This is a genomic window from Streptomyces sp. NPDC059524 (assembly GCF_042749255.1).
Classification (GTDB): domain Bacteria; phylum Actinomycetota; class Actinomycetes; order Streptomycetales; family Streptomycetaceae; genus Streptomyces; species Streptomyces xanthii.
The window spans coordinates 68,479-79,439 of record NZ_JBHYTK010000013.1 but is presented as its reverse complement, the minus strand read 5'-3'; the positions used below and the strand labels follow the sequence as shown (position 1 = coordinate 79,439).

Here is a 10,961-nt window from a genome sequence, read left to right as displayed (position 1 = left end):
GCGTCCGAGGATGTCGTCGCCGCCCGGCCGACCGGGCGGGTCCGGCTCGTGCGGATGCGGCGGCGGGCAGTGCGGGTGCGGGTCGCGGGGGACGCCGACGCGGACGGTGGTCACGGGCCGGGGCGCGGGATCCGCCGACCAGGCATGGCCCGGCGGCAGATACAGGAGGTCACCGGGGACCGTCGCGGCGACGCTCGTGGTCCCGTCGCCGTCCGTCACGCGCAGATGCCGCCGCCCGGTCAGCAGACACACGAACCGGGCCTCCCGCGCCGCCTCCGCGGGCACCAGGGGCTCGCGCGTGCCGTGCGTCAGGGTCGTGCTCACCCCGCCGTGCGGGCGGCCCACCTCGTCCCACAGCCCGGCGAGGAAGGAGCGCTCCCGGGCCCACAGCGGATGGTGTCCCGCGTGCAGGGCGTGCACGGCCAGTGCGAACGGCTGCCCCTCGGTCCGCCCGGCGAGACGCAGGTCGTAGCGCGCGAACGAGCCGTCCTCCTGGAGGGGCAGCAGGTCCCCGGGGTCGGTGAGCAGCCGCGATCCGACGGTCAGTTCGGCCCGCGCGGCGGTCACCGCGAACTGCGCGGCGACGACGGCGCTCTCGAACACCTCGTTCCGGTCGAACAGCGCCGTGCCCGGCCCCGCGGGGCGCAGCACGACGGGCCGCCGGTCCCAGTGGTCGCGCGCGAAGACCCGCCAGTCGAGCGGGTCCAGGACGGCCGTGCGTATCGGGCCGGCGGCGGTCACGGACGCCCCGCGCCCGGGTACGGCTCGACGTCCACCGCGCGGGCCCGGTACAGCGCGTCCAGCGGGCCGGTCAGCTCGGGGGACGCGGGCCGCAGCCCGGCGGCGCGGGCCAGCTCGGCCACGGTGGTGCCGGATCCCCGCAGCGCTGTGAGCAGCCGGTCGCAGGAGGCCGGCACCGGCCAGGCGTGTCCGTTGGCCGCCCACACGGGCCCGTCCGCCCCGTCGGCGACCCGTACGATCTCCGCCACGCGCCGTAATCGGTGCGCCGGCGAGAAGGCGATGCCCGGCCGGGGCGGCGGGGGCGGATGGAGCCCGGCTGCGGACCGCAGCGCGGCCCAGCGCAGCAGCAGCGCTCGCTCGGGCGCGCGCCCCGCGAGCGTCCCGCGCAGCAGCTCCGCGCAGTCCCGCAGCGCCGCCGGCACGGCGATCCGCCCGTCGGGCGCGGCGGGCACCGGGGAGGGGAGCGGGCGCCGCTCCGGCCGGGGCCCGGCGTCGTCGCGCATCAGCGCGCCGAGGACCTCGGAGACGTACGGGAGGGCGGAGGCGCGCCGTGCGGGCACGGAGAGGCGCAGGGTCGTGCAGGGGCCGGAACGCTGGTCGAGGTGGTGGCTGCCGGCCGGCCAGTGCACGAGATCGCCCGCGCGGGCGTGCAGGACGAACTCGGTGCCGGTGTGCTCGGGCCGTACCCGCACGGTGAGGGAGCCGTCGAGGACCCAGGTCAGGCCCGCGGTGTCCGCGCGGACACCGGGCCGGTCCGGCGCGTGGTGCCGGTCCCCGACGGCGAGCTCCGCCGTGACGGGCAGCGCGGGCCGCCCGACGTGCCGCCACAGGCCGTCCAGGACGTCCCGCACCCGCGCCCACAGGCCGAAGTCGTGCGCCAGCGGGTCCGTGGCGGTGAGCAGCCAGCCGTCACCCGCCAGCTCGGGCGCGGCGGCCATGCGCCGGACGTACGCGGCCGTGTCGGGATCGTCCGGGCCCGGCAGGAGCGGTCCGGGGGCGGGCAGTACGGCGTCCGAGGTGGTCAGCCGGGTCCGGCCGGGGCGCGCCGCGGCGGCCACCAGCAGCGCGTGCGTCTCGGCCGCCGTGAGGCCGGTCCCGGGTGCGTCCGCCACCACCACCGGATCCCCGGACCAGTGGGCCCGGGCGAAGCGCCGCCAGCCGGAGCCGGGGGCTTCGGAGGCGGGGGCGGGGCTGTGCGTCATCGGGGTGGGATCTCCTCGGTCCCTCACCGGGGGGTGGCGGAGCGACGGGCCAGGTGACCCTCCCAGACCCCTCCGGCCCCGTCAACGCCTTTGCGGAGGAGCCGTGAACATCCGGCGCCGCCCCGCGGGCGCGGACACACGGGGGACATGGTGTGACATCGCGGAATCGCGCACGCGAACGGGCTGTGGAAAGGTGAGCCACGGATGTGTCCGCTACGCCCCGGGAGGTCCCGATGTCATCGAAGCGACGCCGTAAGAAGAAGGCCCGCCGCAAGCACGCGGCGAACCACGGCAAGCGTCCCCAGTCCTGAACGGGGACGCGGACCGGAACTGAGCGGCGGGGCGGGGTCGGGGCCGAGGCCGGAGGCCGGATCAGGCCCTCTGCACGGCTCCTTCACCGATCGCCATCGCCCACTCCGTCACCAGCACCTCGTACTCCGCGCGGTCCTCGGCGGTCAACTGCCCGCCGGTACGCGCCCACAGGTCACGGATCTGCTCGTTGACCTCGTCGGCGGACCGTTCGGAGTGCGGGGCAGGAGTGGAGGACATGTGAAAGAGAGTAGGCGATCGGTGCCGCTTTTCGCTCCGGTCCGTCACGTGGGCATCGCCATGTGTGATCTTCGCCATGTCGGCGTGGCGCGCCGGACCCCGGTTCCCGGACGCGCTCAGGGCTTGCGGCCGACCCCCGCGTACAGCGGCACCGGCGTCCCGTCGCGCACCTCGTCGACCCCCAGCTCCGGGTGCCAGTCCGGCAGCCACACGATCCCCGGCGACAGCAGATCCGTGCCCTCGAAGAACTTCGCCATCTCGGTGCGGGTGCGCGGCACGAGCGAGACTCCGCCCGCCTTGTACATGGCGACGGCCTCCCGGGTGCGCTCCGGATCGAAGTCCGAGGCGAGCTGAGACAGCACGAGATGACTGCCCGACGGCAGCGCGTCGACCAGCGTGCGCACGATCTCGTACGCGCCCTCCTCGTCCGGCACGAAGTGCAGCAGCGCGATGAGCGACAGCGCGACCGGCCGGTCGAGGTCGAGGATCTCCCGCGCCAGCGCCACGATCCGCCCGGGATCACGCGCGTCCGCCTGGAGGTAGCGGGTGACGCCCTCGGGGGTGCCGCGCAGCAGCGCCGCCGCGTGGGCGAGCACGATCGGGTCGTTGTCGACGTACACGACGGTCGCGTCCGGGTTCGCGGTCTGCGCGATCCGGTGCAGGTTCGGCTCGGTGGGTATGCCCGTGCCGATGTCCAGGAACTGACGGATGCCGAGCCGCCCGGCGAGCATGCGCGTCGCCCGCTGCATGAACCAGCGGTTGTGCCGGGCCCCGTACGGCGCCGTGGGCTCCATCTCGGTGATCTGCCGTCCGAGGGCCTCGTCCACGGGGTAGTTGTCCTTGCCGCCGAGGTACCAGTCGTACACCCGGGCGGGATGCGGCCTGCTGGTGTCGATCCGGACGTCGGCGGGGGACGGTTCGGTCATGTCAACTCCCTTGTGAATACTGGTGGTTCGCGACTGCGTCCGGTCATCTTGCCGCAGGCATGTGACGACCGGGGCGTGATCGGGAAGGTCGGACCCTACACCCGGTCCGTGTCGCGGCGACGACACACCGGCCACACCGTGACGAACAGGAGCAGCACGCATGCAGGACGTCTCCCGGCGGCTCGACATCGCCCAGGCCACGCCCGCCGACTGGGCCGTGGTCCACGGCTGGGCCGCCGCCGAGGGCTGGAACCCGGGCCTGGCCGACACCGCGAGCTTCTTCGCACAGGACCCCCGGGGCTTCTTCCTGGGGCGCGTCGACGGCGAGCCCGCCTCCGCCGTCTCCGTCGTCAACTACGGCGACGCCTACGCCTTCCTGGGCTTCTACCTCGTCCGGCCCGACCTGCGCGGCCGCGGCTACGGCATCGCCACCTGGCGCACCGGGCTCGCCCACGCGGGCAGCCGGACGGTGGGCCTGGACGGAGTGGTCGCCCAGCAGGACAACTACCGCCGCTCCGGATTCGCCCCGGCCCACCGCACCGTCCGCTACACCGGCGTCCCGAGCCGGCCCGCGCCCCCGCGCCCCGACGGCGTCGAGCCCGTCGGCGACCGCCTCCCGGAACTGCACGCCTACGACAGCGCCTGCCAGCCCGCTGACCGGCCCCGGTTCCTGGAGTCCTGGCTCGCCACCGCCGGACACACCGCACTGGTACGGGTCACCGGCGGCCGGATCACCGGGTACGGAGTCGTCAGGGCGGGCCGGGACATGCCGCGGATCGGGCCGCTGTTCGCCGACACGGCGGAGGACGCCGCCGCCCTCTTCGACGCGCTCGCGCCCGCCGAGGGGCCCGTCGCGCTCGACGTGCCCGACGTGAACCGGGCCGCCGTCGCCCTCGCCGAGGAGCGCGGCCTCGCCGCCGGGTTCGAGACCGCCCGCATGTACACCGGACCGGTCCGCCCCCACCACGCCGAACGCGTCTTCGGCGTCACCTCACTCGAACTCGGCTGACCCGGGCGCCGGGGCGTCCGGGCCGGCCGGCGCACCGAACGCGCCGTGCCGCCCCTCACCCGCCACGAAGCGCCCCGCCCCTTCGACGCCCTCGCGCAACACGCCCGTCCCGAAACGGACTTCGGTGCGCAGCGCCTCCGCCTCCGGCATTCCGGCCGTGGCCCGTACGGAGGCCAGGTCGCTGCGCAGACAGGCCTGCGGGAAACCGGCGAGCCGCCGCGCGAGTTCCTCGGCCTCGCCGCGGGCCCGGCCCGGCGGCACCAGCCGGTTGACCAGGCCCATGGCGAGGGCCTCCGGCGCGGGCACCGGGCGGCCGGTCAGGATCAGGTCGAGCGCCCGGCCCTCCCCGACGATCCGCGGCAGCCGGACCGTGCCGCCGTCGATCAGCGGAACGCCCCAGCGCCGGCAGAACACCCCGAACACGGCGTCCTCCTCAGCGACCCGCAGATCGCACCACAGCGCCAGTTCGAGCCCGCCCGCCACGGCGTGCCCGGCGACCGCCGCGATCACCGGCTTGGTCAGGCGCAGTCGCGTCGGGCCCATCGGCCCGTCCCCGTCCTCGGCGACCCGGTTGCCCCGCCCCGTACCGACCGCCTTGAGGTCCGCGCCCGCGCAGAACGTCCCGCCCTCGCCCCACAGCACCGCGACCCGCGCCGTGTCGTCGGCCTCGAACTCCCGGAAGGCGCCGGCCAGCCGGGCCGCCGTCGGACCGTCCACGGCGTTGCGGGCGGCGGGCCGGGACAGCACCACGGTCGTGACGGGTCCGGCGCGTTCGACGCGGACGGACGGCGGGGGATTGAGGGACGGCACGGGGGTTTCCTCTCGCGGGACGGACAGGACCGCGGCCGGGACTACTCGACCGTGAGGGTCAGTCTGGCCCGCGCCGTCGAGCTCGTCCCGGTGTACAGGTCGAACGCGCCCTCCTCCACCAGGAATTCACCGGCCGGGTCGTTCGTCCAGAAGCCCAGCTCGGCCGCCCCGAACCGGAAGCGGACCGTGCGGGTCGCGCCGGGCTCCAGCGTGACCCGTTCGAACCCGATGAGCCGGCGCACGGGCTGCGCGATGCTCGCCGCGCGGTCCCGCACGTACAGCTGCACCACTTCGTCGCCCGCGCGCCCGCCCGTGTTGCGCACGTCCACCGTCACCTCGACCCCGGCGCCCTCGCGCAGCGCGGCGGCCGGCACGGCGGCGCGGCTCAGTTCGGGCGTGCCCAGCTCGAACGTCGTGTAGCTCAGGCCGTGCCCGAAGGGGAACTGCGGGGAGGGCGGCAGGTCCAGGTACTTCGACGTGTACTTGTTGCCGGGGTCGGCGGGGCGGCCCGTCGACTCGTGGTTGTAGTGCACCGGGAGCTGGCCCACCGTGCGCGGGAACGACACCGGCAGCCTGCCGCCCGGGTTCACCGCGCCGAACAGCACGTCCGCGATCGCCGGGCCCGCCTCCACACCCGGGTGCCAGGCCTCCAGGACGGCGGGCGCCGCGTCCAGCCAGTCGCCGACCGTCAGCGGCCGCCCGTTCACCAGGACCACCACGAACGGTCTGCCCGTCCGGGCGACCGCCGCGATCAACTCCTCCTGTGCGCCCGGGAGTCCGAGATCACTGCGCGCCGCCGCCTCACCGCTGAGCGCGGCCGGCTCGCCCACGACCACGACGGTCACCTCCGCCGCCCGCGCCGCTGCGACCGCCTCCGCGATCCCGGACGTGCCGGCGCCGTCGGCGGCCACGCCCCGCGCGTACGTCACCCGCGCACCCGGCGCGGCCTCGCGCACCGCGTCCAGGACCTTCGCCGCGGGGAAGCGCTTCGCCGCGGCGGGCACGGCCCAGGTCCCCAGCAGGTCGGTGGAGTTCGCGAACGGTCCCACGAGGGCGATCGAGGTGACCGAGCGCCGCAGCGGCAGCACGCCGCCGTCGTTCTTGAGCAGCACCATCGAGCGCGCGGCCGCCGTGCGTGCCGCCCGGCGTGCGGCGGGGGAGGGCGCGGTGATCTCCGCGGACTCCTTCACGTACGGCTCCTCGAACAGGCCGAGCGTGAACTTCAGCCGCAGGACGCGCGACACGGCGTCGTCGACGCGGCGGCGTGTGACGCGCCCGGCGTCCAGCAGGGCCCGGCCCTCCGCCCGCAGGTGGGTACTGGTCATCTCCATGTCCACGCCCGCGTTCAGCGCGCGCCGCGCCGCGTCCGCGCCGTCCTCGGCGAAGCCGTGCGCGATCAGCTCCTGGACGCCCGCCCAGTCGCTGACGACCGTCCCGTCGAAGCCCCACTCCTGGCGGAGGATGTCGGTGAGCGTGTGCGCGTTGCCGTGCGCCGGCACCCCGCCGATGGTGTTGAACGACGCCATCACGGTCTCCACGCCCGCCTCCACCGCCGCCTTGAACGGCGGCAGATACAGATTGCGCAGCCGCGACTCGGACACGTCGACGGTGTTGTAGTCGCGCCCGCCCTCGGCGCCTCCGTACGCGACGAAGTGCTTGGCGCAGGCCGCGACCGTCCGCCCGTCGCGGTAGCCGTCGCCCTGATAGCCCGCGACCTTGGCGGCCGCGAACCGCGAGGTCAGATACGGGTCCTCGCCGTCGCTCTCCGCGATCCGGCCCCACCGCGGCTCGTGCGTGACGTCCATCATCGGCGAGAACACCCAGTGCACCCCGCACGAGCGGGCCTCCCGCGCCGACACCTCGGCGTCCGTGCGGGCCACTTCGGGATCGAAGCTCGCCGCCTGCGCCAGCGGGATCGGGAACGTGGTCCAGCAGCCGTGGATCACGTCCAGGCCGAACAGGAGAGGGATGCCGAGCCGCGACTCCTCCACGGCGATCCGCTGCAGCGCGTTCGTGCGGGCGGCCCCGAGGACGCTGAGCACCGAGCCGAGCCGGCCCGCGCGCGCGGCGTCCTCGACCTCCCTCGTCTCGCCCGACCCCGGATTGAGCTCCCACGACCACGGCAACTGCTGCAACTGCCCGAGCTTCTCCTCGAACGTCATCCGGCGCAGCAGCGCCCGCACCTCGCCGTCGTACGGGCCGCGCCGCGCCCGGCGGGCCGAGCGCGCCGCGACGGACGCGCGGGCGGCCGGGGCGGCGACGGCGGCACCGGCCGCCGCCGTGACGCCGATCGCGGACAACAGCGTGCGCCTGCCGAGCTGGGGCATCCGAGGGCTTCCCGTCGGTCGGTTCCGGTGGTCGACCACCACCGCAAAAGGGGTGAATCCGGTGCGAAGTTATGGGTCGGCCGCAGGCCGGTCAAGGGAGCCTCGCCGGGCGCCGCGCGGCACGTTCGGGGGACGCGCGCCGTTCCCTTGACCTCAACATTGCTTGAGGTCGTAGCGTCACCGGCATGAGCATGGAGACCACAGCCTGGACGCAGCTGCACAGCGTCATGAACGCCCAGAACGGCGGCCCCGACCGCCGCCCCTTCGACCGCGCGACCCTGCGCAGGATCGCCGCCTTCGCCCGCCCGCACCGCAGACGCATCGCCCAGTTCGTCCTGCTCAGCATCGTCACCGCGCTGCTGGCCGTGGCCACCCCCGTGCTCGCCGGGGATGTCGTCGACAGCATCGTGAAGGGCCACGACCAGGGACACGTCGTACGGCTGGCCCTGCTGATCGCCGTCATCGCCCTCGCCGAGGCCGGCATCGGACTCCTCGCGCGCTGGCTCTCCGCGAACCTCGGCGAGGGCCTCATCCTCGACCTGCGCACCGCCGTCTTCGACCACGTCCAGCGCATGCCCGTCGCCTTCTTCACCCGCACCCGCACCGGCGCGCTCGTCAGCCGCCTCAACAACGACGTCATCGGCGCCCAGCGCGCCTTCAGCAACACCCTGTCCGGCGTCGTCGGCAACGTGGTCACCCTGCTCCTGACCCTCGCCGTCATGCTCACCCTCTCCTGGCAGATCACCCTCCTCGCGCTGCTCCTGCTGCCCGTCTTCGTGCTGCCCGCCCGCCGTATGGGCTCCCGCATGGCCCGCCTCCAGCGCGAGGCCGCCGCGCACAACGCCGCGATGGGCACCCGCATGACCGAGCGGTTCTCCGCCCCCGGCGCCACCCTCATCAAGCTCTTCGGGCGCCCCGAGGACGAGTCCGCCGAGTTCGCCGAGCGGGCCCGCCGGGTGCGGGACATCGGCGTACGGACGGCCATGGCGCAGTCCGCGTTCATCACCGCCCTCACGCTCGTCTCGGCCCTCGCCCTCGCGCTCGTCTACGGCCTCGGCGGGTACTTCGCGCTCGACGGCACCCTGGAGGCCGGCGCGGTCGTCTCGCTCGCCCTGCTCCTCACCCGGCTCTACGCCCCGCTGACCTCACTGGCCGGCGCCCGCGTCGAGGTCATGAGCGCGCTGGTCAGCTTCGAGCGGGTCTTCGAGGTCCTCGACCTGAAGCCGCTCATCGACGAGAAGCCGGACGCCCGCGCGGTGCCCGAGGGGCCGGTGGCCGTCGAGTTCGACGAGGTGCGCTTCGGCTACCCGTCCGCCGACAAGGTCTCGCTCGCCTCCCTGGAAGAGGTCGCCTCGCTCGACACCCGCGGCGGCGCCGAGGTCCTGCACGGCGTCTCCTTCCGCGCCGAACCCGGCCAGACCGTCGCCCTCGTCGGCTCCTCCGGCGCCGGCAAGTCCACCGTCGCCCAGCTCCTGCCCCGCCTCTACGACACCGACTCCGGCAGCGTCCGCATCGGCGGCGTCGACGTACGCGACCTGACCGCGACCTCGCTGCGGGCCACCCTCGGCATGGTCACCCAGGACGGCCACCTCTTCCACGACACCGTCCGGGCCAACCTGCTGCTCGCCCGCCCGGACGCCACCGAGGAGGAACTGCGCGACGTGCTGCGCCGGGCCCGGCTCGACGCCCTCGTCGCGTCCCTGCCCGACGGACTCGACACCGTGGTCGGCGAGCGCGGCTACCGGCTCTCCGGCGGCGAGCGCCAGCGCATGACGATCGCCCGCCTCCTGCTCGCCCGGCAGCGCGTCGTCATCCTCGACGAGGCCACCGCCCACCTCGACAACACCTCCGAGGCCGCCGTCCAGGAAGCCCTCGCCGAGGCCCTCGCGGACCGCACCGCCCTCGTCATCGCCCATCGCCTGTCCACGATCCGCTCCGCCGACCAGATCCTCGTCGTCGAGGACGGACGCATCGTCGAACGCGGCACCCACACCGAGCTCCTCGCCGTCGAGGGGCGCTACGCGGACCTGTACCGCACCCAGTTCGCGGGGGAGGAGCAGCACGCCTCGACGCAGCCCTCGCCGGAACCCTTGCCGGAGCGGACCACTGGTGTCACCATTGGTTCATAATTCGGGGCGGGCGACGGAGGGGCGGGCGCGATGCGCGGCACGAAGAGGAACCGGGCGGTCGCGGGAGCCGCCGCCGTGGGCCTGGCGGCGGGCGCCGCCTGGCTGTGGCGCAACCAGGGGACGCTCGCGATGTCCCGGCCCGTCAACGAGTGGACGTTCACGCACATGGCGGCGCTCATGCCGACCGACACCGTGACCCGCGCCGCGACCCCGCACCCCCTCCCGCGCCGCCCGCTCCCGCTCGACGTCACCTACTCCCACGGCGGCCGCACCCGCACCCTCGACGAGCTGCACCGGCGCACCTGGACCACCGGGTTCGCCGTGCTGCACCGCGGCGAGCTCGTGCACGAGTCCTACCCCGGCCGCTTCGCCGGCCCCGACGCGCGCTTCCAGCTCTTCTCCGTCACCAAGTCCGTGACCTCCCTGCTCACCGGCATCGCCCTGGAGGAGGGCGCGCTCGACGGCCTGGACCGCACCGCGGTCTCGCTCGTGCCCGAGCTCGCCGGATCCGCGTACGACGGCCCGACCCTCGGCGACCTGCTCGACATGTGCAGCGGCGCCGGCGGCGTCGAGGACTACGCGGACCCGCACGCCCCCATCAGCCGGTTCGAGCGGGCCGTCACCGGCGGCGGCTCGGTCCTCGACGTCATCCGCTCCCTGCCCCGCACCGCCGAACCGGGCACGGTCTTCAACTACTCCACGCTCGACACCCAGGTCCTCGGCTGGGCCCTCGAAGCGGCGACCGGCACCCCGCTGGCCCGCTACGCGACCGAGCGCCTGTGGCAGCCGATGGGCGCCGAGCACGACGCCCACTACTTCCTCACCCGGGCCCACCCCCGCACCGCGCTCGGCGGCGGCTCCCTCAACGCCTCGGTGCGCGACCTCCTCCGGCTCGGCGCCCTGCTCGCCGCCGGAGGCAAGCGCGACGGACGCCAGATCGTGCCCGTCGACTGGATCGAGCGCGGCCGCACGCCCGGGCGCCCCCACCTCCAGGCCGGCGCCCTCGGCCCCGACCTGCCCGGCCACTACGGCTACACGAACCAGTGGTGGACCCTCGGCGGCCCGCACCGCGCGTTCACCGGGCGGGGCATCTACGGCCAGTACCTGTGGATCGACCCGGCCGCCGATGTCGTGATCGTGAAGACCGGCGCCTGGCCCGTCGCCGACGACGACGCGCTCGACGCCGAGACCGTCGCCGCCCTGACCTCGCTCGTGACCTGGCTCGACGCCCGCGACTGACCCCACGGGCGACGACGGGACGTTGCGGA

Annotated in this window: 9 protein-coding genes and 1 pseudogene; 4 read left to right on the top strand and 6 right to left on the bottom strand. The window is 74.9% G+C overall.

Features of this window, described 5'->3' with window-relative positions:
• Positions 1–741 (bottom strand): annotated as a pseudogene (locus ACFW9D_RS06385) (hypothetical protein); the annotation flags it as partial.
• Positions 738–1,943 (bottom strand): hypothetical protein, encoded by a 1,206-nt coding sequence (locus tag ACFW9D_RS06380; protein WP_384618537.1) that lies wholly within the window; start codon positions 1,941–1,943, stop codon positions 738–740. The gene ACFW9D_RS06380 and the pseudogene ACFW9D_RS06385, both read right to left, overlap by 4 nt.
• 233 nt (positions 1,944–2,176) lie before the next feature.
• Between ACFW9D_RS06380 and ACFW9D_RS06375 the strand changes: the two genes are divergently transcribed.
• Positions 2,177–2,254 carry a 50S ribosomal protein bL37 gene (locus tag ACFW9D_RS06375; protein WP_375256634.1) on the top strand — a complete coding sequence of 26 codons (78 nt, stop codon included), beginning with the start codon at positions 2,177–2,179 and terminating at the stop codon, positions 2,252–2,254.
• A 61-nt stretch (positions 2,255–2,315) separates the two neighbouring features.
• Here the strand turns inward: ACFW9D_RS06375 and ACFW9D_RS06370 are convergent, their stop codons facing one another.
• Positions 2,316–2,492, bottom strand: a complete 177-nt coding sequence (locus ACFW9D_RS06370; protein WP_188335772.1) for a hypothetical protein — start codon at positions 2,490–2,492, stop codon at positions 2,316–2,318.
• Positions 2,493–2,608: 116 nt separating this feature from the next.
• Positions 2,609–3,418: an SAM-dependent methyltransferase gene (locus tag ACFW9D_RS06365; RefSeq protein ID WP_188335771.1), complete on the bottom strand. Its 810-nt coding sequence runs from the start codon at positions 3,416–3,418 to the stop codon at positions 2,609–2,611.
• A gap of 160 nt (positions 3,419–3,578) precedes the next feature.
• Here ACFW9D_RS06365 and ACFW9D_RS06360 point away from each other — a divergent pair, with 160 nt between their 5' ends.
• Positions 3,579–4,427, top strand: coding sequence for a GNAT family N-acetyltransferase (locus ACFW9D_RS06360; RefSeq protein WP_384618533.1), 849 nt, complete (start codon positions 3,579–3,581; stop codon positions 4,425–4,427).
• On the opposite strand, the gene ACFW9D_RS06355 is transcribed toward ACFW9D_RS06360, so the two are convergent.
• Positions 4,410–5,237: a crotonase/enoyl-CoA hydratase family protein gene (locus ACFW9D_RS06355; protein ID WP_384618530.1), complete on the bottom strand. Its 828-nt coding sequence runs from the start codon at positions 5,235–5,237 to the stop codon at positions 4,410–4,412. The two genes, ACFW9D_RS06360 and ACFW9D_RS06355, sit on opposite strands and share 18 nt — an antisense overlap.
• A gap of 41 nt (positions 5,238–5,278) precedes the next feature.
• On the bottom strand, positions 5,279–7,399 hold the full coding sequence (locus tag ACFW9D_RS06350) for a glycoside hydrolase family 3 N-terminal domain-containing protein (RefSeq protein ID WP_384618556.1): 2,121 nt from the start codon (positions 7,397–7,399) through the stop codon (positions 5,279–5,281).
• Between the two features lie 350 nt (positions 7,400–7,749).
• Between ACFW9D_RS06350 and ACFW9D_RS06345 the strand changes: the two genes are divergently transcribed.
• Positions 7,750–9,693 (top strand): ABC transporter ATP-binding protein, encoded by a 1,944-nt coding sequence (locus ACFW9D_RS06345; protein ID WP_384618528.1) that lies wholly within the window; start codon positions 7,750–7,752, stop codon positions 9,691–9,693.
• A 30-nt stretch (positions 9,694–9,723) separates the two neighbouring features.
• Entirely contained in the window at positions 9,724–10,932 is a 1,209-nt protein-coding gene (locus tag ACFW9D_RS06340) for a serine hydrolase domain-containing protein (RefSeq protein ID WP_384618525.1), read from the top strand.
• The last annotated feature ends 29 nt before the right edge of the window (positions 10,933–10,961 follow it).

What these genes read in the sequence shown, in the direction of transcription:
- ACFW9D_RS06380 (WP_384618537.1), bottom strand. Translation starts at nt 1,943, where the DNA reads ATGACGCACAGCCCCGCCCCCGCCTCCGAAGCCCCCGGCTCCGGCTGG.
- ACFW9D_RS06375 (WP_375256634.1), top strand. Translation starts at nt 2,177, where the DNA reads ATGTCATCGAAGCGACGCCGTAAGAAGAAGGCCCGCCGCAAGCACGCG.
- ACFW9D_RS06370 (WP_188335772.1), bottom strand. Translation starts at nt 2,492, where the DNA reads ATGTCCTCCACTCCTGCCCCGCACTCCGAACGGTCCGCCGACGAGGTC.
- ACFW9D_RS06365 (WP_188335771.1), bottom strand. Translation starts at nt 3,418, where the DNA reads ATGACCGAACCGTCCCCCGCCGACGTCCGGATCGACACCAGCAGGCCG.
- ACFW9D_RS06360 (WP_384618533.1), top strand. Translation starts at nt 3,579, where the DNA reads ATGCAGGACGTCTCCCGGCGGCTCGACATCGCCCAGGCCACGCCCGCC.
- ACFW9D_RS06350 (WP_384618556.1), bottom strand. Translation starts at nt 7,399, where the DNA reads ATGACGTTCGAGGAGAAGCTCGGGCAGTTGCAGCAGTTGCCGTGGTCG.
- ACFW9D_RS06345 (WP_384618528.1), top strand. Translation starts at nt 7,750, where the DNA reads ATGAGCATGGAGACCACAGCCTGGACGCAGCTGCACAGCGTCATGAAC.
- ACFW9D_RS06340 (WP_384618525.1), top strand. Translation starts at nt 9,724, where the DNA reads ATGCGCGGCACGAAGAGGAACCGGGCGGTCGCGGGAGCCGCCGCCGTG.